The sequence below is a fragment of the Microvirga brassicacearum genome (assembly GCF_008757455.1).
Lineage (GTDB): Bacteria > Pseudomonadota > Alphaproteobacteria > Rhizobiales > Beijerinckiaceae > Microvirga > Microvirga brassicacearum.
The window spans coordinates 200-23,982 of the sequence record NZ_VCMV01000079.1 but is presented as its reverse complement, the minus strand read 5'-3'; the positions used below and the strand labels follow the sequence as shown (position 1 = coordinate 23,982).

The following is a 23,783-nucleotide window of genomic DNA, read 5'->3' as shown; positions in this document are numbered from 1 at the left end:
CCGTTGTGGCTGCCGATTATCGTTGGTTCGTATCGGCGATTTCCCGCGGTCGGGGCTGAAGCGGTGGCTGCACGTCGGATGGGATCGGGCAGACATAGGGGGTACGCGCAGTACGCTCATGGTGATCGCGCTTTGCGCGCGCCAGCAGCGTTCCGTCGGACAAGACATCAAACGCTGTTCCGGCCATCGCTTTCGCGGCATAGACCATGCCTTTGTGGGCCGTCGGCATTTTTCCTTGTGCGGTAATTTGCCAGGAATGACCCGGGGTGCCGATCGCATGGGTCGCCACGCGAGCCTGCACGGTCGGCACCGCCCAACTGACATCGCCCAAGTCGGTCGAGCCGATCATCGGTTCTCCCTTGAGATCCATCGGAACGATGAAGTCGCAGAGGGGAGTGTCGGGTTTCGGGGCGACGCCAACCCGCAGATAATCGTTCTCGACGTCCTCGTCGCTTAAGGTCGCTTGGATTTGAGCCGCGAAGGCACGGTCGGCATCGTCGAAAAGCACGGGCCCAAGATGGTTCATGTTCGCCTGCATCGCCTCTTCGAGCGGCGTATTGCCGAGCAGGTTGGAAACCGCGCTCATAATGCTGATGTCGAGTTTTGTCTCGGTCATGAGTGCGGCGCCCTCGGCCACCTTCTTCACGCGCTCGTTCAGCGCCAGCATGCCGGCTAGATCGCGAGAACGTATCGCATAACGCACCTTGGCGTTCGCCTGAACAACGTTTGGCGCAATCCCACCGGAATCGAGCATCGCATAGTGGATGCGGCTGTCGGAGGGAACATGCTCCCGGAGATAGTTGACCCCGACATTCATCAACTCGACAGCGTCGAGCGCGCTTCGGCCGAGATGGGGCGCGGCGGCGGCGTGGGACGCGCGACCGGTAAACTTGAAATCCATTCGGGTATTTGCAAGCGACAACGCCTCATCCACGCGGGTGAAGGAAGCCGGGTGCCATGAGATGGCGACATCGACATCGTCGAAAGCTCCGGCACGCACCATGAAGGCCTTGGCCGCCCCACCCTCCTCGGCAGGACAACCGTAGTAGCGAACACGGCCTTGCTGGCCGCTTTCAGCAAGCCAATCCTTGATTGCAGTGGCAGCCAGCAAAGCGGCGGCACCCAGCATGTTGTGACCGCAGCCGTGCCCGTGGCCGATGCCGGGCACAGGACGGTGCTCTGCTACGCCGGCTTCCTGACTCAGGCCGGGCAACGCGTCGTATTCACCAAGGATGGCGATGACCGGGCCGCCCTCGCCTGACTCACCCATGACGGCAGTCGGAATACCGGCGACGTTTTCTGTTACGCGGAAGCCTTCGGCCCGCAACATCGCCGTGTGCTCGGCGACCGAGCGATATTCGGTGTATGCGATCTCCGGCATGCCCCAGATGCGGTCGCTCAACGCTTCGAATATCGACTTCTTCGAGTCAACCAACTGCCAGACTTGGCCCGAATTCTTCACGTCGTTCTCCTGATCAAAATCGCACTCAAAGATGCCGCTCGAGAAACCGTGCCAGAGCTCCGAATACGGTGCGGCGATTCTCGATACGGGCGAAACCATGTCCTTCGTGCGGGATGCGGTGATAGTCGACCTGCTGGCCGAGGCCTCGCATGCAGGAATAGACCATTTCGCTCTCGCTTGCCGGCACGCGCGGATCGTCCAGACCTTGCGCGATCATCAGCGGGACGCGGATGCGATCAATGCGATGGATGGGCGAAAAGCGCTCGAGTTCTGCTTTGATTTCGGCCGGATCTCCGTATTCGGCGGCACGCAGGTTTCGGCGCCACGGACCCGTCGTTTGAAGGAGGGTGAGGAAATTGGCGATCCCATAGAATTCGACCCCGAGCTTCCAAAGTTCAGGATATTCAGTAAGTGCCGACAGCACCATGAACCCGCCATAGGAACGGCCAAAGATGGCGATACGATTGGCGTCCACGTCGTCCCGCGCACCCAATGCGAGGCGCACAGCCTTGAGATCCGCCACGCTATCCATGCGCAGCTCACGATCGTCGAGGTGCTGGTAGGTGCGGCCATATCCGGTGCTGCCGCGCACATTCGGAGCCACCACCAGAATGCCCTGTCCAAGCAGGAACTGAATGTCTGGCCGGAACGTGGGAGTCCACTGGGCCTCAGGTCCGCCATGAATGATGATGACGGCCGGATAGCCTTTCGGCGGAGCCGCAAGGGTTGGCTCGTACACCAGGAACGGAATGGGAAGCCCATCGAAGCTCCGGGCCCGCTCAACACGCGGCTCAACGAAAGAGGAGAGATCCACCCCCGCCTTCGATGAAGACGTAATTTGCTCGAAGGCACTCGTCGCCGGATCCACACGCCAAAGATCCGAGGGCGTGGCAGCTCCTTCGAGCGAAAACAGGATAGCCTGGTTATCGGGCGTCCAGACGAGGGACGCGATCACGCCCGCGGGATGGCCCTCCAACGTGCGCTCCAGCCCCGTCGAACGGTCGTGAACCACGATGCGGTTCCAGCCTTCGCGATTGACCACATAGGCAATTCTCGACTGATCTGGCGAGAGCGCGATGGCCTCCACGTCCTGTGCTTCCGGCGTCGCGAGGAATGTGAGCGAGCGGTCGGAAAATCGATAAAAGGCAATGCCTTGGAATTCGCGGTTGCGGTCGGTGATCACCAGGAAGCCGCTTCCGTCCTTCAGCATCTTCGGCGCCAGGTAACGAGCCCTCCCTTCTCGCTGCAGGATCAACTCGGTCTTCCCGGTCTGAAGGTCGAGGCGATAGAGATCCTGATCGTTCATCGCGCGGCTGGAATCCCGCACCATCAGGGTATTGCCGTCGATGGAGAAACCGACGGCTTCGCGAAAGCCGCTGCCTTGCAGGACGCAACGGGTCGATTGCGTTGCGATGTCGGTGACATAGATGTCCATGTCGGCTTTGACGCGGGCATTGGAGGCGAACGCGATCCTCTTGCCGTCCGGCGACCAGCAGCCCCAGACATGCACAGTATCCGGATCATCGGTCAGCTGCACCGGAATGCCCGATGCCTCCGGCACATACCAGATCTGATGGCGCTCATCCCCGCCGCAATCCATTGTGAACATGAGATCGCGGCTTTTGGGATTGAAGGCGATCGTGCCTATCGGTTCGGCCGTATTGCTCAATCGCCACGGAGAACCACCTGCCGCTGGCTTGAGCCAGATCTGGTTGAAGCCACTCTCGTCGCTGAGATAAGCAACAAGAGCGCCGTCGAACGAGAGGGCTGGGGATCTCGCGCTGCGGATCTCCAGGTAGGGTTCAATGTCAGTGGCAACGATGCCGCGTCGACGCTCCAGCATCTCATCTCCTCAGGCGGCTGCAGTTGCGAGGGTGAACGAGAGCCGATCAGCTGCCTCGCGGAGCGCTTCGGCCATCGGCCCGCGTGTGGACTGATGATTGGCTTCGGTGACGATGGTGAAGCGTGCCTCCGGCCAGGCTTTTGCAAGCGCCCAGGCCGATGCCATCGGCGTCACGGTATCATAGCGCCCCTGGACGATCTCGCACGGCAGATGGCGAATGCAGTCGATGTTCTTGATCAGCTGATCGGGTTCGAGAAATGCGCCGTTCATGCAGTAATGCGTGAAGATGCGAGACACTGCGAGCGCCGCCGCCGGCTCGATCAACCGACTGACGTGATCAGGATCTGGCAGGAACGTCTGCGTCGTCGCTGAAAACGTTCGCAACGAGATCGCGGCCGCAAGGCGTGTTTCCGGGTCGTCCGAAACGAGACGCCGATAATACGCCGAAAGAAGGTCATGCCTCTCATTCGCGGGGATAAACGACGCAAAACTCTCCCAGTGATCGGGAAAGATCATTCGGCTGCCATGAAACCACCAGTCGATGTCCGCCGGACCTGCCAGGAAAATTCCGTGAAGACGAAAACCGAGGCAACGCTCCGGATGCGCTTCGCCGTAGGCAAGTGCGAGGCAACTCCCCCATGATCCACCGGCGACGAACCAGCGCTCGATCTGCAATCTTTCGCGGATGACCTCGAGATCCGATATGAGAGCGGAGGTCGTGTTCTCGGCAATCTCCGCACTTGGCGTGGATCGGCCGGCGCCACGCTGATCGAACGAGATTATGCGGAACCGGGTGGGGTCGAAGCTCAGAATTTGTGCGGGAGACGTTCCGCCTCCGGGCCCACCATGGAGGAACACGATGGGAGTTCCGTTTGGATTTCCGTGTTCCTCGACATGAAGTTCATGCAAGTCGCTGACGCGCAGGCGAAATTTCTGTATTGTTGTAACCGCTTCTTGCACTTCACCATCCCACGCGCTGAACCGTATGCTCGATCGGAGAAAGCCCGGACCGAAATCCGCGGCGGGGCGACTACCCCCGCGTCGATGGAGGCAGTCTCGATCGCACCGCGAGAATGTCCAATGCGAAATCGTTCTGGGGTATGACGGGTTGGAATAGTTATCCGGGCTATGACCGAGTTCATGCCACCTCAGCAGAGGTCCACCGATGCCGTGAACGAGAACGACCAGCGAGCCCAGGCAACCAATGGTTTTTGGACCGCGTTGTCATCACGGACGTAGCTGGAGCGGGATCATGAATGACAAACGGCCGAAGAACGTTGGTTCCGGTAAGCCGAGGCTCCATCCTGGAGACCAGGCCGATCCGGGGACACCCGGTGCGGGCGAAAATGTTTGTCGGGAGTGCCAAGGCACCGGCAAGATCGGATCGACAGATTGCCCAATTTGCGGCGGGACCGGCATCGTCATCGAAGAGATCGGCGGGGGATAGTACACTTGACCGTTGGGCGGGCTGTCGAGCCCATTCCAAGGGGTCTCCAGGTTGCGCGCTCCACAGGCAGGGCCTGCAGGGCAGCAGCTGGCCCGCTTGGAGCGGGCTTTTTAGCGCGCGGGCTCCCTGAGGGCGCCGCGCCTTCGGGTATTCTCTAATCCTCGATACGTCCCTCTCGGCCCGTCGGGAGGGACTTTCGTTTTTGGCCGGCTCGACCCTATCGCGAAGAGAGTGCAGTCGGTCCCCGCACCCGGTTCTGACAGGGCCTAACCGAATCTCGCGGGCGAGCGTTCCCGTCTCGGCAATTTGAGCCGCAGAGACACACCTAGGCCACCGGATCGCCGTCGACCGCACACCCACTCGCGCAATAACGTGCAAGCGATGCGAGGTCCGCTCGTCCATCTGATTGCTCCCCCATCGGCAAAGTGCTAAATTTCACATCGTACAAGATGCTGCGTTCTCGGCTCTTAACCCAGGTCAAGAAAGCTTTGCTTGGGGTGAGTTGGCGACGTTCTTCCTACTCCAGGAAGGATAGAGGCATGACACCCGTGTTCGCATTAGCTCTCGCGTGCGCAATGGCGCTTACCACGGGAACCGAGGGTGCGACGCGCCGAAGAAGTCCCCCTCCCACTCCGGAGCGCGCGCCGCCCAACCAGGCTGCGCAGGACCAGGATGAATTCAGGTCGTGCGATGTGGCAGTCCGCGATTTCGTTCAGGGGCGGCGAGAGGCCACCGCTCTCCCGGTCAAAGAAGTCAAGGTGGATGGATTGAGGATGACATTGAATTTTATCCATCCCTATGGGGAAAGTGGAGATACGCCACCAAATCTGGCGTTCACGCGGGGTGAATCGGTCGAAGAACGCCGCAAGGCTTTGAACGAGGCGAAGCTGAAAATTCGGACCCTGACGGAAGCCGCAAAAGGTGGAAACGTCTGGTACGTCATCGCGGTCAGGAAAGATGATTTGGAAGTCTCTGATGAGAGACGCGGCCCAGCGCGTGTGCAGGCTGACGAAAATCGCCCGTCTGCTTCCGCCGTGGTCTTGGCGAGCATCGAGAACAAGTGTGTGACCGTCTCCGACTACAAGACAATCCCCCTCGATAGTCTCAGCGAAGAGTTGCGAGTCTTGTTGGGAGAGAAGCCTCGAGAGGCAGCCCCTGCGGACAGTTCCACCGCCGCGCCCCCGTCATAAAAACCGGGCCATGTTGCTGCCAGGGTGGCGCCTGCATTGAGTCGGCTGGACGCTCGACAATCATTGCTCAAGCAGGCTGGCGATGGCGTGAATTCGATTGCGCGTATAATTCGGCAGTCCGGCGCTGATGGAATCCCCGGAGTTGAACGAGCTTTTTCCCATAAGCACCTGCGCGGGGATGAGATTTCGCAGCACTGGGACGCTTTCAAACTCCCTCTTTCGCTCCAGTACATCCGTTTCAATGGCAAGCACCATGAAAACCGTCGCGACTGTCGTGCCCTTATCCGAGGGGTGCTCCTGCAGGACGGCCATCAACTTGCCAAACTGCATCACTTGATTGACATCGAAGATCGTTTGCTCAAGCACGCCGGTGACTGAAGATTGAAGGCCGGTCAGCGAGGCAAGATCGTTCCGCTCGATCTCCTGTGGCTCCCACACGTGGATCTCGCTCTGGAACTCGATGAACTCCGAAATCTTTTTGCCCCCCTCCTCCAGCTTGTTGGCGAGCCGGATGCCGATGGGCAGCTTTCCCTCGAGGGCGTAGTGCGACTCGATGCAAAGGCTCCGAGGCTCTTCACACCAATGCCGATCTGGGTGGCGATTGTGAGCGCTTTCCCGAGTCGTGTAGGGACGCGCCTGGTCGGCCGCAATGGGGCGGTGTTTGATGGCAGGGTCGATCGTCTCCAACACGTCAAGCCGTGCAAAGCGGGTGAGATCGACCGTCCCTGGCGGCTTTGTAATGAGGAGCCGCGCCTCGACCACGTACATGTGCAGCTTCTCCGTGTACGATGTCGTGATGCCGTTCACGGTGACCTGGATCGTCGGCTCAACATAATCCGGGAAAAGACTTAGCAGCCGCTTTCGCTGCGGCATCGCGCGCGACCAATCCGCAAAGCGAATGAGGCCTGTTCCCGGATCGGTCAGCTTGTCGTCACGATGATCGCTAAAGACGATCGTTTTCGGTTGCAGCTGCGCCGGAGGCACGGCCGTGGCGGATCGAACCTCCTCAATGCGAAACTCCGCCGCACGAGAACCTCCGAACGGGGCGGAGAGAAGGACCAGGGCGAGAATTATCCGGTTAAGCCATAGCTCCGGTTTCATCAGTAAATCCACCCATTGCCCCAGAAGTAATCCGGATCGATCCGTCGAGGATGGAAGCGGCGGCCCTCCTCCCACCATCGCGTGCGCGCATCGGGACGATGCTGCGGAGGCCCGTCGGCGCGAGGAGCCTCCAGCCATCCTTGTCCAAAACGGTTAGGTCCACCAACGCGGGAGTCTTCGAAGCCGCCGAACTCCTCGCCGTCGCCCCACGGATTGGGATGCCTGAATGCATACGCTTCGGCCGGCCGCACGAGGCGAAACTGCGTCTCGTGGAGCTGCCCGAACCGGCTTAAGCGGAAGTACTCGATGAATGCTCCGGCACGCCCATCGGTCACCCGGTTGCCGGTGTTGACGTCGATCGGCAAGGCAAGAAGTTGCCGAGCCGCCTGAGGTGAAGGCGGGTTCAGCACGGCTTTCGGCGAATGGTGCGTCCACGCAGCCTCAAGGATGGCTTGAAAGATCGGGATCGCGACCTTCGCTCCGGTCTGGCCTCTTCCGAGGGTTCGACGCTTGCCGCCGGCGTTATCGTACCCGACCCAGACCGCGACTGTGACCTCGTTCGTGAAGCCGATGAACCAGGCGTCGTTCTCGTTGTCCGAGGTTCCTGTTTTTCCTGCTACATAGGGCGCGAGTGCACGCAGGGCGCGAGCTGTCCCTCGCTCCAATACACCCTGCAGCATTGTCTTGAGTTGGTAGAATGCGGCGCCGTCAGCAGAGCCGATCGGCACTGGCGCGCTCACCTTTCGGGCATAAACGGTGCGTCCCCGCTCCTCGATCTTCTCAATTGCAAAGGGTGTTGGCCGAGCTCCCTCGTTGGCGATGCCGGCATAGAAGGCGGCGAGGTCGAGGAGGCGTACCGGCTGAGCACCGAGCACGAACGGATAGTGCGGCACGCACTCGACATAAAGCTGCGCTTCAAGAGTGAGCTCGCACACCCGCTGGAGGCTTTGCTCCGGCTCTGACTCGATTCCACCATCAAGCAGCCGAGCGGTGACACGGTTCTTCGAACTCTCGAGAGCACGCCGCAAGGTCATGATGCCAGATCCGGTTCCATCATAATTCTTCGGCGACCAGTAATCCCTTCCGCGTGCATTCTCCACGCCACTGAGCGGCGGCAGCGTGATGGGAGAATCCCACACCAGCGTGTTCGGCTGCAGGCCTTTCGCCAAGGCGGCCAGATAGGTGAGTGGCTTAAGGGCAGAGCCCGGCTGCCGGTGTGCCTGCGTGGCGCGGTTGAGCTGGCTTAACGGATAAGAGAAACCACCGGTCATCGCCAGGATCCGGCCGGTCTTGTTCTCCAACACGACGGCCGCTCCCTGCACGCTCGGAGGCGTGCGGAGTTCCGCCCGCATGCCGGTCTTGCCTTTGGGGCTGGTGACCCGCACTCGCACCACGTCGTAAAGTTTCAAGTTGCGACGGGCAGCAGCATCCGACACGACGAGGGGCAGGATTTGCCCGTCCGTGAGCCCGACCTCGACGACGGTTGCGCCTTTCTTTCGCTCTCTGCCCTTCGCCACCACGATCGCCGGCGACCATTGCACGTCATAGAGCGGCAGGCGTGCCGCTTCCAGAGCGCGGCGCCATGCGGGCGCAGAGGTCGAATCCAGTGGGCTTGACCCCTCAAGGTCCTTGACTGGTTTTGCAAGATTGACTTCGGCGCCCTGGAACCGCTGACGACCGACACTGAGCTCGTAACGTGCGAGGCCTTCCTGAAGAGCTGTCTCCGCTCCCTCCTGCAGAGCCGGATCGATGGTAGAGTGGACGGTATAAGAGGAGCCTGTGAGGCGGTCGATTCCGGCGAGCGTCCGGGCGTCACGGCTCAGATGATCGACAAAATAGAATCCCGTATCGCGGAAGGGACGCTGAAACGCCACGGTCGGCGGCAACGATCCGAGGGCCCGCCCCACCTGCTCATGGGTAAGTGCGCCATCCTCCCGCATCCGGCTAAGCACATAGGCCAGCCGCTCCCGAGCCCGGTCGGCATAAAGGTCCGGGTTGTAGTAGTTTGGACCTTTCGCCAAGCCTGCGAGAAGCGCTCCTTCTTCGACGCTCAGCTTTTGTGCAGAGATCCCGAAATAGCTTTGAGCCGCCATTTCAATGCCCCACGAGGCGCGCCCGAGATAGATCGAGTTGAGATAAATTTCGAGAATTTCCGATTTGCTGAGAGTTCGTTCGATGCGCGAGGCGACGATCATTTCTCGCATCTTGCGCTCGTAGGTGACGTCATCACCGACAATCAGGTTCTTGGCGACCTGCTGGGTGATCGTTGACCCCCCGACGGGCCGACCGGACCGCGCCAGGTTTTCCACGAATGCCCGAATGACGCCGCGCTCATCGATTCCCCTGTGCTGATAGAACCGCTTGTCTTCAGCCGCGATGAAAGCCTGCTGCACGGGCTCGGGAATATCGGACAGGGGAACCCAGATGCGCCGATGGTCCGGCTCATAAACCTCCGCAAACCGCCTGCCAGCTCCGTCGAGGATGATTGTGGCTCCTGGCAGTTTCAGGCCTTTCAGCATTGTGGCGTCAGGAAGATCGGCCAGTGCCAAATTGTAATATGTAATAACCTCGCTCAAATTCACCGGAGAAGGACTGACGTGTTCGTTCTTGCAGAACTGCCGGTAAGCCGCATACAGGTCGCCAAAGCTCAGACCCTGCAGCACCTTCACGTCGCCTGTCACAGCCTGCGGGTCGTCCATCGCGGTCGTGATCAAATCGTCGAGGTTAATTTCCTCGATATCGAACGCTCGCCGCATATGGGCGCAACCCTCCTTGAGGATCTGCGTCACCTCGCCCTGATCCTGCTCCGGATCAAAAGATGTCCGAACGGAGTCCGGCTCGATCAAGACCTGGCTCAGGGTGAGAGCCGCTGCAAAGATCTTGACGATAATCGCGCTCATTCGACCGCCACAATCCGATTTATCATCCAAGACAAGCTTCGCCCCAAAAGCGGCTGTTTTTAAGATGACTTGTCGACGCGTGCCTGCCTCGGCCGCCGGAATGATCCGGGACGAAAATGTGACAAGTTAGCGAAACATAGTTTCGGTAGCGATAGATTCCTGCCGTGTGGTGCACGAAGCCCCGCATCACTGTCGCGGCCACAGCCTGATGGTCAGTCTTGGGCGCCGCCAAGGAATGAGGAGGTTGGCTGCATGAGATTGGCGAGCAACCGGAACGCACCGGGCACGAGCCGGTCGAGTTGGTGATGAAGAACCAGAGCAACATGGGTGTGACGGCCCCTGCCGATCGTGGCGGAAATCAGCCCGCCGCTCAGAGGTTTCTCGCCCGTATCGCCCACGGTCATTAGCGGCACATAAGCATCGTCCCAGTCGGACGCGAAGTAGATTCCGCGCTCCTTATCCCATCCCGCCCAGTCATCGTCGCCGATGACGTTTGGCCCTGCCAGGAGCGGATGATCGGCAGAAAGAACGTTCACGGGCGCATCCGGATTCGTCACGCGCCACCGCACGGACGGAGAGCCGATTTCGATCGGGCGCGGTGGCGTTGTGGAGGCATTCCAGCCCTCACTGGGTTTTTGATAAAGCGTCACCAAATGGCCACCGGCCTCCACATAGCGGCGCAAATGCTCCGACGCCGCTGCGAGTTCGGTCCGCGTGGAGAACGCCAACGTACCGATGACGATGGTCGAGAAGCGCGCGAGATCACCTTGTAAGTCGAGCGGTTCCAACTCCGTCACATCAAAGCCCATCGCCTTGAGCCAGTCACCGACCCGATCGCTCCCCCCACTCACATAGCCGACCGTGGTGCACTCAGGCAGTGTGAGGTCGAGGGCGAGAATCTTCAAAGTTTCGGGCTCGAAGAAGGTGGTCCGGCCGATATGCGGATAAGCGATCGAGGTCCCCCGGAAGACAGCAGCACCGTTCCAGGTCCCGTTGAAGGCGTATAGACCCGCCTTCACGTCGGGCGGCGGCTCAATGAAAATGTGATCGCCGGCGGTTCGTGCGTGCCAGCCCTCGGGACCGGCCAGAACAGGAACCCCGGATGCGCTGCGGGCCAGCATTTGGGCTTCGATGGACGATGGTATTTCAAACAGCCGAATGATCACTGCGCGCGGTTCGATGGTGATTTGTGGCTCGGGTACGATGCGCAGTGGCTCTTCAAGATCCACCATCGTGTGCACCACACGGCCGCCGATCTCCGTACCGATCGTAAGCGCCAACTCCCCATTGCCCCCGAGCGCGCGGTGGCAGGCCGGGTATGGGTTCGTCAACTTAGCGTCCACCGAAACGGCTAGATCGAAATTGTGAATCCCCCGTGATACCGAGCCGTGAGATACGGCCAGCGCAGGGATAGCGGTGGGTTTGGCCCAGGCATCCTCGTCACTTGTCATGAGCGCTGCGCTCACGATCACTTTCCCCCCGGGCACAACCTCCGTCGGCTCCGCCCAAGCGCGTGCATGCACGCCGTGCGCTTCAAGAATGACAGCGTCGAGTTCCCTCAGCTTACGTCGCAGGCGATGCTCGACCACATGTCGCATCTCATCGGGCATGGTGCCGATGGCATTCTCGACCGCTTCGGCCGCGTGAAGGGCCGCCTTGAGGATTGCTTCCCGGTGAGGAAAGGCAGCTTGCGCCGACGCGATGGAATGCTGAGCGCGCACGAGATGGTCTGCCGCCGCTGCCGACATCCCCTCGAGTGAGGCGAGGCTCCCGACACAAGCCCGGAGCCCGTCGCGGATATCTGTCTCTTTGCCGTCGGGGGACAAACGACCGAGCCGAAGATGCAATGGCCATGTTTGGGTGGGTGCTTCAAGCCATACGCCCATGCCCTGCGTGCGATGCGCGGCGCGCGACCATTCGCCAATGCGCGCGAACGGCACGCCTGTCGCCATATCGACGGGCCCGGCATTCACTTCGAGCGTCGTTTCTGGTGGCGGGACCTCGTCATCATAGGTCGATCCCCCGCCCGACCATGCCGGCAGATAGAGTTTGGCCACGCACCAAGGCTTCAGGCCTTCGTCGAAGTGATGCGGATAAACATCGGGATCGGCTGCGGCCATCACAGCTGCTTCGGCAGCTCGCGTCATGGCGCGGTGGTGGCCGTGCTGACCGGGCACATCGAGAAAGGTCGGGATGACGATATCCGGACGTTCCTCGCGATAGGTTCGCACGAGACGTTCGACGATGCGGTCTTCGCCCCATCGAGCCAGCGTATCGTCGCCGTTCTTGGAGAATCCGAAATCGTGCACCGGGTCATCGGGGCCATGCCCGAGCCACACCACGTCGGCGTCGAGCACCTGGGCGGCCGCCACCATCTCCCCGGTGCGAACCACGCCAAGCGCCGCGCCGCGCTCCGTGCCGATTGCGTTCTGGCCCCCCTCTCCACGAGTCGAGCAGGCGACCACGACCCGCATGCCAAGCCCGAAACGAAGGGCCGCGAGCAGGCCGTTCTTTTCATCGTCGGGGTGGGCGCCGGTGTTCATGACCGTCAGAACGGACGAGAGTCGCTCAAGTTTGCGATGCAGGCGGACCAAACCGGGATCGCTCATCTCCCGCGCAATACGCTCATGATCCCGTAGCATGGGAAGGTCCTTCCTGGTTCAGCTCAGGTTGGTGAAACGGCAGCACCCGTATCGAGCTTCGGCGTCATCGTTTCGAGAAGCGGCAGCGCAGCGGCGCCCAAGGCGGCTGTCAGGGAGCCCGTCGCGCCTCGCATGACACGAGGAACGCGGCGCTCACGGCGGCTTGCCACGCTCAACGGCAGCGGTGCCAGTGCCGCGATGAGCTCGTCCATCAGCGCGTCCGGCAGCGCGCCGCCAAAAACGATCGTTTCCGGATCGAAAAGATTCTCCAGCAATCCGACGACCGGTGCGAGCATTGCCGCAGCATCGACGACCCATGCTGCCAGTATCGGATTCCGGTTCGCCTGTGCCGCTTCAAGATCATACGCGCTGTCGCATGCGATGCCGTGCTTGCGAAGCCGCTCCTTCAATGCATGAACGGACGCATAGCGTTCCAAGCAGCCCCGATTGCCGCACGCGCACAGTTCGCCTTGCGGCGCCACGATCACGTGACCGATCTCTCCGGCGTTTCCGAAAGCGCCTCGAAATGGGCGACCTTCGCTGACGATGCCGAGGCCAAGACCCGCACCAAAATAGACGAGGCAGAAATCCTTGAGGGATCGGCCCGCCCCGTGAAGTCGTTCGCCGACAGCTGCGGCTGTGGCATCATTTTCGACGATCGTCGGTCTTCCGATGGCCTCCGTCAGGAACGCGGCCGCATCCAGACCCGACCAGCCGGGTAAGGTGGTGGGCCCGACCGAGCTCATGCCTTCGATTTCGAAAGGACCGGGCATCACCACGCCGATCCCCAGCAATCGCTCCGATGCGCCCGGCAACGACTGGCACACGTGCTCGATCGACGTCATGAGCCGGGGCACGACTTGGTCTGGTGTGGGGTCGTTGAAGGCGATGGTATGATGCGCCCGGACTCTTCCGGTGAGGTCGACGAGCACCGTGACCAAGTGATCGGCAGCCATTTCGACCCCGATGGTCATTCCGCCGTCCGGATTGACGATGACCTGAACCGGCGGCAAGCCGCGGCCGGAACGACGCCTGCCGCATTCAAGAAGCAGCCCCTCGCTCAGCAACTCTCCCACGATGTTGGAGACTGCCTGCGAGGTGAGATGCGCCCGGCGTGCGATGTCGGTGCGCCCGATAGGGCCATGCAACCGGACGGCATCGAGGACCACCCGGCGATTGTGGGTTCTGTTGCGTTCAGGGTTGTTGCCGATGGCAACTTTTGCAGACGGCAACGTTTTCGTGCGCGGCATCTCTAGACCTGTCTCGTTCCCAGGATGGCAAGCGCAGCCGATTAACTCAAGTGAATTATTTTATTGACAGCAGGTGATGCAAACGCGACCCTGCTTGGGTTGAGCGCCTTTGCGTCGCTCGGAACAATCGAGCGCCTAGTGCCGCTCGGAACAATAATGGGAACGTACTTGCCACGCTCCGGCGACACGCCAGGCGGGCATGTTGGAGGGTTTCGCCATGCGCTTACGGAAAATGCTCGCGGGTCTCGCTTTCGGTGTCAGTGTCCTTGCCGCCAACGCGGCCGCGGCCGTCGAGATCGAATATTGGCAATATGTTTTCGAGACGCGCGTGAAGGCGATGGATCAGCTGATCCAGAAGTTCCAGGCCGCAAACCCGGGCATCACCATCAAGCACACGACCTTCCCCTACGCCGAGTATCAGACCAAGGTCGCGTCAGCCGTGACGGCGGGACAGGGGCCGGATGTGGTTCAGCTCTTCTACGGCTGGGTTGATGGCTTCGTCGCCGGCAAACTCATCCAGCCGCTCCCGAAGGATGCCTTTCCGCATGACAAGATCGAAGCCGATTTCTTCCCCATCGTGAAAGCTATGCAGCGCGGCGGCGAATATTACGGGCTTCCGACCGCCGTGCGTTCGCTGGCGCTCTTCTACAACAAGAAAATCTTTGAAGCTGCCGGTCTCGATCCAAACAAGCCTCCGCAGACGCTCGAAGCGTTCCTCGCTGCCGCCCAGAAGACGGTGAAGCGTGATAGCGCCGGCAATATCATCTCCGAGGGCTTCACGCTCGATATGGCGGGGCAGGATCACCAATGGTGGCGGGAGGTTCTCATCCGGCAGAATGGCGGTGTTCCGTACACTGACAACGACCGCAAGGTTGCGTACGACAGCGATGCGGGTTTGAAGGCTCTGACGTTCTATACGGATCTGCAGACCAAGCATAAAGTCGGTCTGACCGGCTTCATGGATGAAGGACAGGCCGCGTTCAAGGGCGGCCTCGCCGCCATGACGATCGATGGCACGTTCCGCCTCGGCGCATTCGCGTCCATCAAGTCTTTCGAGTGGGGCGTCACGGAATTGCCGGCGGATGCCAAGGGCATGCGCAGCAATTACGCGAGCTACTTCGCCAATGCGATTACCAGCAAGGTCCAGGGCGAGAAGCTCGAGGCTTCGAAGAAATTCCTGGCCTACATCAGTTCGCCCGAGGCCATGGAATTGTGGCTGCAGGTGGTCGGGGAACTGCCGGCGCGCCGTGCAGCCGCGATGACGGAAAAGAACCTCACAAATCCAATTTACGGTCCGTTCCTCAAAGGGTTGGAATACGCGCACACGACGATGTTCGTCGACGAAGCGGCGCAGCGCCAGACTGCCATCGACATGGTGAATCGCGTTCTGCTCCAGAATCAGGATCCGAAAGCTTCGCTCGCCGAGGCGGCGAAAGCCGAGCAGGCGATCATCGATCGCGCGACCAAGTAAAGGACGCAACGTGATCGCCGCGCGTGCAAAATCAACTCGCTTGTGGGATGGCCTGAGCCTGAGCCACAAGCGAGTCCTGTGGGCATGGACCTTTCTGGCGATCCCGATCCTGTTCTACAGCGTGATCCGGTTCTGGCCCACGCTGCAGGCCATCGCGTTGTCCTTCACCAATTGGAGCCTGATGAGGCCGGCATCTTTTGTCGGCCTCGAGAACTACACACGCCTGGTGCAGGATCCGCTGTTCTGGCAGGTCTTTCGCAACACCTTCCTGTATCTGATCATCGGAACACCGATCAGCCTGCTGCTCTCTTTCGCCATTGCCTATTATCTCGATCGTGTCCAATTCATGCACGGCCTCATCCGGGCGATTTATTTTCTCCCGTTTCTCACGACGGCGGCCGCGATGGCATGGGTCTGGCGGTGGTTCTATCAACCCGTTCCCATTGGCGTCATCAACGGCTTCCTGACCTGGGTCGGGCTTCCCCAGCAACCCTTCCTCCGCTCGACGGTTCAAGCGCTTCCAGCGGTCCTGGCGCCGGCTGTCTGGGCCGGCCTCGGATTCCAGATCATCATTTTCATTGCCGGGCTCCGCGCTATTCCGACATCCTATTATGAGGCTGCCCGCATCGACGGCGTATCCGAGTTCACTATCCTTCGCCGTATCACGCTTCCTCTCCTGAAGCCGACGATCGTCTTCCTGGTCGTGTTCTCGTCGATCAGCTTTTTGCGGATCTTCGATCAGGTTTATAATATCAACTTCAATGATCCAGGCGGTCCTCTCAATACAACAAAGCCGCTTGTCATGATGATCTACCAGACGGCCTTCAAATCCTTCGACATGGGCTATGCGGCAGCGCAGACGGTTGTGCTGTTTGCGATCTTGCTCGTTGTGTCGCTGATCCAGCTGCGCGTCTTGAAGGATCGCTGATGACACCTCAGATCACGCTGTCTGGCGCCAGATCGTCGCACACCGCCTTTCGTCCCAGCCGAATTGTCTCCTGGACTTTGCTTTTCCTGGGCGGACTTGTGATGGTCACGCCGATCCTCTTCATGTTGTCGACATCGCTGAAGGATGCTTCGCAAGTCTACGATCTGAAGCTCATCCCCGCGTCTCCCTCGCTGGACAATTATTGGACCGTCCTGTCGGACGGGCGTTTCCTGAGGTGGTTCCTCAATTCGCTGGTGGTGGCAGTCGCCGTCACGGTATCGAATGTCTTCTTCGATTCGCTCGTTGGCTACACGCTTGCGAAGTTTCGATTCCGCGGCCGCTACGTGGTTTTCATCGCGATTCTCTCGACCTTGATGATTCCGACCGAGATGCTGGTGATTCCGTGGTATCTCATGGCGAGCACCTTCGGCTGGATCGATTCCTACTGGGGCATCATGTTCCCCGGCATGATGACGGCGTTCGGCACCTTTCTCATGAAGCAGTTCTTCGAAACGGTGCCCGACGAATTCCTGGAAGCGGCGCGCATCGACGGCCTCAATGAATTTACGATCTGGTGGCGTGTCGCAATGCCCCTCGTCACGCCAGCCCTGTCGGCGCTCGCGATCTTCACATTCCTCGGCAATTGGACAGCCTTTTTCTGGCCATTGATCGTGACCAACAGTCGGGAACTCTACACGCTGCCCATCGGCCTCTCGAGTTTCGCGGTCGAACAGGCGATCCAATGGGAGATGATCATGACGGGTGCCAGCCTCGCCACCATCCCCACGCTGCTCGTCTTCCTGCTTCTCCAGCGCTATATCGTGCGCGGCGTGATGCTGGCTGGATTGAAAGGCTGACCATGGCAGGCGACCAATTCCAGCACACAGACACAAGCGTCTTTCCCGATCCGATCTATAAGGAGACGGTTCTTCGCCCCCTTTTCGAGGGTGCGAAAGCCCATCATATGGATGGATTCCGGCGCATCGACCGCGCACATCTCGTCATGCTGCAGGAAACGGGGATTCTCGACGCGAGGCAAGCACAGGACCTCGCGCGGGCTCTCGTGGCTATCGACTCCGAGCTCGATGTCTCGTCTCTGACTTATACGGGGGAAGTCGAGGACTTCTTTTTCCTCATCGAGAAAGAACTTAAGGACAGGCTTGGGCCCGATCTCGCAGGACGCCTCCACACGGCTCGGTCTCGCAACGATATCGACCATACGCTGTTCAAGCTCGCGCTGAAGCATCATGTCGACCGGTTGCTCGAGAAGGCGCGCCATCTCGCCGACACACTGATCGCCGTCGCGACCCGCGAAGAAACGACGCTGATCGTCGCCTACACCCATGGTCAGCCCGCGCAGCCGACGACGTTTGGGCATTATCTCGGCGCGATCATTGAGGTGCTGCTCCGCGATATCGATCGCCTCGCCGCTGCGCGCGAAATCGTCGATCAGTCACCCATGGGAGCTGCTGCGATAACCACGTCCGGCTTTCCGATCGATCGAGAGCGGATGGCAAAGCTGCTCGGATTTTCGGCGCCGCTGGAGAACTCCTATGGCTGCATCGCAGCGGTCGATTATGTGACGTCGACCTACTCGGCCGTGGCGCTGATGTTCCTTCACCTCGGCCGCCCGATTCAAGATCTGCAGTTCTGGAGCAGCTTTGAGGTCGGACAAATCTATGTTCCGAATGCCTTCGTGCAGATCTCTTCCATCATGCCGCAAAAGCGAAACCCGGTTCCCATCGAGCACCTTCGCCATCTCGCTTCCCAGACGTTCAGCCGGGCGCGCGGGATGCTCGACGTGATGCACAATACGCCGTTCACGGACATGAACGACAGCGAGGGCGAGACGCAAGGCGCGGGTTACGAAGCTTTTGCCTCTGGTGGGCGCGTCCTCGATCTTCTCGCGGCCGTGGCCGGCGCGATCAGCATCGACGCATCGCGTGTGCGCGAGAACATCCGCCGCAGTTGCATCACCGTGACCGAGCTGGCGGATAGCCTGGTGCGTCGCGAGAGCCTGTCGTTCCGCGAAGCCCATGAGATTGCGGCCGCTGTAGCGCGCTCGGTCGTTCAACGCGAAGGCGACCTCGCCAAGGATGGTTATGAGGCTTTCCGACTGGCATTCTCGACCGCAACGCAGCGCGAGACGACAATCGATGAACTGAGCTTTGCCGAGATCGTATCGCCCGAATATTTCGTCGCGGTCCGTCAGCGCTTCGGCGGCCCGGCAACCGCGCCGCTCCGTGCGGCGTTGGACGGCTATCGCGAAAAGCTTGCCGGAATGAAACTCGCCGCGGAGCATATTCGCCTGCGGGAAGATCAGGCGCAGATCGAACTCGATACGCGATTCCAATCGCTTCTAGGAGGAGCCTGATGGCCACGATCGCACTCGATCGCCTTGTCAAACGATACGGCAAGATGGCCGTCGTCCATGGCATTGATCTTCGTGTCAACGACGGTGAGTTTGTCGTATTGGTCGGGCCCTCGGGGTGCGGGAAATCAACGACCCTGCGCATGATTGCCGGCCTTGAGGACATTTCGGAAGGGACCGTGAGCATTGACGGCCATGTGGTCAATGAATTCGAACCAAAGGATCGAAACATCGCGATGGTGTTTCAGAACTACGCCATCTATCCGCACATGTCCGTTGCGCAGAATATTGGCTTTGGTCTCTACACCAGCAAGCTGACGCACGGAGAAAAGACGAAGCGGATCGCCGACACAGCGCGGCTTCTCGGGCTCGAAAGCCTGCTCGATCGCAGGCCGTCGCAATTGTCGGGCGGCCAACGCCAGCGCGTCGCCATCGGGCGCGCCATGGTCCGCAATCCCGTCGCCTTCCTGTTCGACGAGCCTTTGTCGAACCTGGACGCCCAATTACGAGCGCAGATGCGCATCGAAATCAAGAAGCTGCATCAGCGTCTCGGGACCACGATCGTGTTCGTCACGCACGACCAGGTCGAAGCGATGACCATGGCCGATCGCATCGTGGTGATGCGTGATGGCCATATCCTGCAGGTTGGGACGCCGATGGAGCTTTACGATAATCCGACGGACGTGTTTACGGCCCGATTTATCGGCAGCCCGACCATGAACCTGATTCCGGCGACGCTTCGCGAGCAGGCTGGCCACCGAGTGGCTGAGTTGGACCAGGTGCAAGCCAGCGTGCGCCTGCCCTCGAACTTTCCCATAGCCGACATTGGTGCGGACGTTCTCGTCGGCGTCCGGCCCCACGATCTTGTCGTCGATCAGGCCGGCGCTGGAACCGGGATCGCCCTGAAAGGCGAGGTATCGGTGGTCGAACCGCTTGGATCGGAGACATTGGTGCATCTGGAGATCGGCGGGACGGCAGTGATCGCGACCGCGCCCGGAAAAATCATTCCACGAGCGGGCGACAGGGTGACCGTCCGCGCGCCGGAGGGAAGTCTCTATCTGTTCGACGCCAAATCTGAACGGGCCCTATGTCGAACGTAAGCTCGGCGCCCGAAGGAGGCGTCCTCTGCCTTGGTCGAACCTATTGCGATCTGGTGTTCACGGGCCTGAGCGGCCTGCCAGTCCTGGGGCGTGAACTGTTTGCCGACGATATCGCCATTGTTCCAGGCGGTGGCGCCTTCATCACCGCCGCCCATCTGACGAGTTTCGGCAGGCCTGCGATGCTGGTCACCCGCTTAGGGACCGATCCCCTATCAGGTTCTCTGGAGAAGGCCATCGTCGAGAGCGGCGTCGATCTGACATTCGCCGAACGGGCCCAAGACGCTGGCCCACAAGTGACGATTGCGATCGTGCAGCCTCAGGATCGCGCCTTTCTATCTCGCCGAGCCGGCCACGGGCGGCCCGCGACGCTCGCTGCCGCTTTGCGTGCTCCCGGCATCCGGCATCTTCACATCGCCGAATACGCGACGCTCGCCGAGTTGCCTAGTCTGATCGATTTAGCCAAGGGCAGCGACCTGACGGTGTCCCTCGATCCAAGCTGGGATGACACGCTCATCAATGACGGGAACTTTCTCGACACCTGTCGTGGGATCGACGTCTTTCTTCCCAACGTCGAAGAATTGATGGCGATTGCGCGCACGGACGACGTCGCCGAGGGATTGCAACGGCTTAACGACCATTTTCCGCACGTCGTCCTGAAGCGGGGCGCCGACGGCGGCACCCTTGCGCAGGGACGCGAACGGATCGAACGTCATGCTCCGAGAGTGCCCGTCATCGATACGACTGGCGCGGGCGACGCTTTCAATGCAGGCTTTCTCCACCTTTGGCTCTCTGGCGCAGAGGGAGCGGCCTGCCTTGAATCAGCCATCGCGGCAGGCAGCCGTTCGGTGCAAGCCGCCGGGGGGGCCAGCATTTTAGCCCACGGTTCCAAGCCTGCCACGCGGCGGGCGGGTGAGCCGCGGTAGCCGGCGCCTCTTTGGCGTCATCGAAAGTCGGCAATCGGATCCAGCGGTACGATTGGCCGCCGTAGATTCCGATATGGCAGAATCGATAGGTCGCTTGAGCACGGCCCCGGCGTGGCGACGGTGTAACTCGCAGCCGCAATTCGATCGTAGGCGCGGCGATGAGCCACCGCGGCCTTCACGCCGATGACCAGCATCTCCGTCGGCTCGATGCCCTGGCTCCGTAATTGACCAAGATCGAAAGGCGGCGTCTTTCGCGTTGTCAGGAGGATCGTCACATTCTCATGGCGCACGACGGCGCAAGGGCCCATGTCGATCCGGGTGCCTTGCGATGCCGCCAGATGACTCTGGCGATCCTCTAAGGTAAACCGCCCGTCGCTGCGCGACACGAGCTCGATGTCGAGCGTCAGCGGGCCTTCGTCGAGGGAACTCCCCTTCCCGCCAATCCGGAGTGTTGCGCGGCCGCCATTCGCGACGCCGTTAAGCGCTGCCACCGATTCCGGATCGTTGATCACCACCAGAGAGCGAGGTATCCGATGCTGCACAAGCGCGCGCAGTACCGCGGTGCCGTCTCCTGGCGCGCCACCGCCGATATTGTCGGATGGTTCCACGAGGATGGCGGGCCCGGTACCATCGCGAGAAATCCGCGCCAGCGCGTCATCGATGGGCAATTCCTTTGGCAAGCCCGCCATCCGGAGTGACCAGGCGCATTCCCGAAGGCGGTCGAGGGCCTTGTTGGCGGTGCTCTCTCCGGCGGTCGTCACGATCGAAAAGCTGACGCCGGCGTCCGGCACGTCTGAAAACGGAAATCCCGCGATGACGTTGACGGCCCAGATCGCCGGATCCTCGGCCTCGATGCGTCGGGCGAGGCTTTCGAGATCTTTCATCGGACTATCGGCGGTGCCCGTTCCGGTCGGGGGCCACATGAGAGGCAGTTGACGCCAGAACGTGCGTGGCAATTGCTTCGTCTCGAACATTCGAGCCAGAAGTTCGGCCGCGCGAACCGCGCTGTCATAGGCATCGATGTGTGGATTCTCGCGGTAGCAAACGAGAGCGTTCGACAATTCCGCCATGCGCCCGGTGAAGGTTGCGTGGAGATCGAAGACGCCGAAGATGGGGATAGCGTCCGCCCCCGGGAGCGCACGGATCCGGGTGAGCAACTCCCCTTCCGGATCGAAACAGCAATCGGTGACCATGGCCCCGTGGAGTGCGAGGTAGACGGCATCGAGCCCGGTATTCAACGCCGCCGCCAACGAACCTTCCAGCTCCGTCCAGAACTGCTCGAAGACCTGATGATCAATCGTACCGGATGGAGTCGCTACATAATTGACCCCGGGCAAAACATCCCAGCCATAATTCTCCGCAACCTCCAGAAAACCGTCGATCTGGGATCGATCGCCCCTTCGGCCAAGAATGGCGTTGCCGTGCAATTGCGAAAATCTTTCGATGCCGGTGATCTCGGACACGAAGCAATGGGTCTCATGAAACAAACCCGACAGGAACACGCGCACTTCTCTGCACCCTTCCTAGACTGTTGTCGCAAGCCCTTTACAGAACGCCCGTCGACTTCAGCTCGCGCGCCACATCGGCAACCGCCGCAATCGTCTCGTCGACCACCGCGTCATCATGCGTCACCGACATGAACCATGCGCCTCGCTCGAGCGCACGCACGCCGCGGTGGAGCAGGCCTGTGGTGAAGGCGACATAGGCCTTCTTGTTTGAGCGAGCGAGATCCCGATAGTCGCGCGCTGGCGCGTCGAGGCCAAAGGCGACGTGGAAGATCTGCGGGAAGCCGGTAACCACGGCCTGAACGCCCGCCGAAGCGAACGCTTCCCTCATTCCCTCCATGAGGCGCGTGCCACGCTGGTCGATCAACGAATACAGCGACGGTTTGAGCGATCGCAGCGTCGCGACCGTTGCAGCCATCGAGATCGGTTGCGCGTTGTAGGTTCCCCCGTGAACCACACCCCCGCTCGAAAACATGTCGAGAAGATCGGCTCTGCCCGCAATCGCCGCCACCGGGAAGCCGTTCGCAATCGCCTTGCCGAAGGTCGCAAGATCGGGCAGGACGCCAAAGCGCTCCTGCGCGCCGCCGGGCGCCAACCGGAAACCCGTGATGACTTCGTCGAAGATCAAAATCGTGCCGTAACGGGTGCAAGCCTCGCGCACGCCTTCGAGATAGCCTGGAGCCGGATGCACGGCACCGGCGTTGCACATGGCCGCTTCCATGATCACGGCAGCGACATCGCCTTTCGCGAGGCGGCGCTGGAGGATCTCGAGGTTGTTCCAGGGCAGGACGTCGAGCGCATCCGCGGATTGCGGCAACTGCCCCTTGCTGCCGGCCACGGGGACGGGCTGGTCGGCGGGTCCCGCCACATCGAGAGAGGGTGCGGTCGACCACAAGACGTTGTCGAACCAGCCGTGATAATGTCCCTCGAACTTCACGACTTTTTGCCGCTCCGTTGCAGCGCGGGCAAGGCGGAGCGCCGCTTGATCCACTTCCGAGCCGGAGGTCCCGAACCGCATCCGTTCGGCGCATGGCACCAGTTCGCACACGAGGCGGGCCGCCTCGGCTTCGACCTGCGTCTGTCCGGCAAAGAGGATACCCCGCTCGATCTGATCACGCACGGCATCGCACAAAGCCTCGGGTCGGTGTCCGAGAATCATCGGACCCATGCCGAGGTAATAATCGATCAGCCGATTGCCATCGACATCGTAGAGATACGGCCCCTCCCCTCGCTCAAACACGAGTGGTGTCGGTGAGATATTCAGGCGAAAGTTGCTGTTCACTCCACCCGAGATCCACTGGGAATTGTCTCGCACCTGCCGTGCCGATTGCTCGAACGAGAGGGGCGAAGACAAACGGGTGGCGTGGCTCTCCGCTTGGGAATCAACGGGCAAGGCGGGCTCCCTCCGAGGCAATGTCCCCTAGCAAGGCCCGATCAGGCGTTTCTTGTAAACGGCCGGCTGTTTCACGAGGCGGAAAAATGATCGGTCAATCGGAGGAGCGCACCACCCTCGGCGATCAGGCGTGCATCAATGCCACGCCGTCGGCTTCCTTCTCGAAGCGCCATTTCAGCTGGACGCCGCCGCCGGCGACGGTCTCGAGGGCTGGAATCGCCGAGAGCAGGCGCTTCGTGTAGGGGTGCCGCGGGGCG

Annotated in this window: 16 protein-coding genes; 7 read left to right on the top strand and 9 right to left on the bottom strand. The window is 60.8% G+C overall.

What is annotated here, in order from left to right; translation table 11 throughout:
- Positions 1 to 16: 16 nt before the first annotated feature.
- Genes FEZ63_RS24230 through pip form a run of 3 tightly spaced genes read right to left on the bottom strand, consistent with a single transcriptional unit; the run spans position 17 to position 4,265 of the window.
- Entirely contained in the window at positions 17 to 1,462 is a 1,446-nt protein-coding gene (locus FEZ63_RS24230; protein WP_150949922.1) for a M20 family metallopeptidase, read from the bottom strand.
- A gap of 25 nt (positions 1,463 to 1,487) precedes the next feature.
- Complete coding sequence (locus FEZ63_RS24225) at positions 1,488 to 3,305, bottom strand: S9 family peptidase (protein WP_150949920.1); 1,818 nt, start codon at positions 3,303 to 3,305, stop codon at positions 1,488 to 1,490.
- Positions 3,306 to 3,314: 9 nt separating this feature from the next.
- On the bottom strand, positions 3,315 to 4,265 hold the full coding sequence (pip, locus tag FEZ63_RS24220; RefSeq protein WP_244622974.1) for a prolyl aminopeptidase: 951 nt from the start codon (positions 4,263 to 4,265) through the stop codon (positions 3,315 to 3,317).
- A gap of 1,179 nt (positions 4,266 to 5,444) precedes the next feature.
- On the opposite strand from pip, the gene FEZ63_RS24210 reads away from it, so the two are divergent.
- Positions 5,445 to 5,942 carry a hypothetical protein gene (locus FEZ63_RS24210; protein WP_162419838.1) on the top strand — a complete coding sequence of 166 codons (498 nt, stop codon included), beginning with the start codon at positions 5,445 to 5,447 and terminating at the stop codon, positions 5,940 to 5,942.
- 60 nt (positions 5,943 to 6,002) lie between these two features.
- Here FEZ63_RS24210 and FEZ63_RS24205 read toward each other — a convergent pair whose 3' ends face one another.
- The 4 genes from FEZ63_RS24205 to FEZ63_RS24190 all read right to left on the bottom strand — a co-directional run bounded on the left by FEZ63_RS24205 (position 6,003) and on the right by FEZ63_RS24190 (position 13,835).
- Positions 6,003 to 7,043, bottom strand: coding sequence for a hypothetical protein (locus FEZ63_RS24205; RefSeq protein WP_150949911.1), 1,041 nt, complete (start codon positions 7,041 to 7,043; stop codon positions 6,003 to 6,005).
- Positions 7,043 to 9,943, bottom strand: coding sequence for a penicillin-binding protein 1A (locus FEZ63_RS24200; protein ID WP_150949909.1), 2,901 nt, complete (start codon positions 9,941 to 9,943; stop codon positions 7,043 to 7,045). The genes FEZ63_RS24205 and FEZ63_RS24200 overlap by 1 nt, the downstream gene beginning before the upstream one ends.
- A 212-nt stretch (positions 9,944 to 10,155) precedes the next feature.
- A complete protein-coding gene (locus tag FEZ63_RS24195) occupies positions 10,156 to 12,585 on the bottom strand; it encodes a PIG-L family deacetylase (RefSeq protein ID WP_150949907.1) in 2,430 nt (809 codons plus the stop codon).
- 23 nt (positions 12,586 to 12,608) lie between these two features.
- On the bottom strand, positions 12,609 to 13,835 hold the full coding sequence (locus tag FEZ63_RS24190) for an ROK family protein (protein ID WP_150949904.1): 1,227 nt from the start codon (positions 13,833 to 13,835) through the stop codon (positions 12,609 to 12,611).
- Positions 13,836 to 14,052: 217 nt separating this feature from the next.
- Between FEZ63_RS24190 and FEZ63_RS24185 the strand changes: the two genes are divergently transcribed.
- The 6 genes from FEZ63_RS24185 to FEZ63_RS24160 are packed head-to-tail and all read left to right on the top strand — an operon-like array spanning position 14,053 to position 20,628.
- A complete protein-coding gene (locus tag FEZ63_RS24185; RefSeq protein ID WP_150949902.1) occupies positions 14,053 to 15,306 on the top strand; it encodes an extracellular solute-binding protein in 1,254 nt (417 codons plus the stop codon).
- A 10-nt stretch (positions 15,307 to 15,316) separates the two neighbouring features.
- Positions 15,317 to 16,234, top strand: a complete 918-nt coding sequence (locus FEZ63_RS24180) for a carbohydrate ABC transporter permease (protein WP_244622973.1) — start codon at positions 15,317 to 15,319, stop codon at positions 16,232 to 16,234.
- Positions 16,234 to 17,091: a carbohydrate ABC transporter permease gene (locus FEZ63_RS24175; RefSeq protein ID WP_150949900.1), complete on the top strand. Its 858-nt coding sequence runs from the start codon at positions 16,234 to 16,236 to the stop codon at positions 17,089 to 17,091. Before FEZ63_RS24180 ends, FEZ63_RS24175 begins: the two co-directional genes overlap by 1 nt.
- A gap of 2 nt (positions 17,092 to 17,093) precedes the next feature.
- Entirely contained in the window at positions 17,094 to 18,608 is a 1,515-nt protein-coding gene (gene argH, locus FEZ63_RS24170) for an argininosuccinate lyase (protein WP_150949898.1), read from the top strand.
- Positions 18,608 to 19,705: an ABC transporter ATP-binding protein gene (locus FEZ63_RS24165; RefSeq protein WP_150949896.1), complete on the top strand. Its 1,098-nt coding sequence runs from the start codon at positions 18,608 to 18,610 to the stop codon at positions 19,703 to 19,705. The genes argH and FEZ63_RS24165 overlap by 1 nt, the downstream gene beginning before the upstream one ends.
- Complete coding sequence (locus tag FEZ63_RS24160; protein ID WP_150949894.1) at positions 19,693 to 20,628, top strand: carbohydrate kinase family protein; 936 nt, start codon at positions 19,693 to 19,695, stop codon at positions 20,626 to 20,628. The genes FEZ63_RS24165 and FEZ63_RS24160 overlap by 13 nt, the downstream gene beginning before the upstream one ends.
- A 17-nt stretch (positions 20,629 to 20,645) precedes the next feature.
- Here the strand turns inward: FEZ63_RS24160 and FEZ63_RS24155 are convergent, their stop codons facing one another.
- The gene (locus tag FEZ63_RS24155; RefSeq protein ID WP_244622972.1) at positions 20,646 to 22,130 is read right to left on the bottom strand and encodes a M81 family metallopeptidase; all 1,485 of its coding nucleotides are present in this window, start codon (positions 22,128 to 22,130) and stop codon (positions 20,646 to 20,648) included.
- A gap of 43 nt (positions 22,131 to 22,173) precedes the next feature.
- The gene (locus FEZ63_RS24150) at positions 22,174 to 23,526 is read right to left on the bottom strand and encodes an aspartate aminotransferase family protein (RefSeq protein ID WP_150949889.1); all 1,353 of its coding nucleotides are present in this window, start codon (positions 23,524 to 23,526) and stop codon (positions 22,174 to 22,176) included.
- Positions 23,527 to 23,783 lie beyond the last annotated feature (257 nt).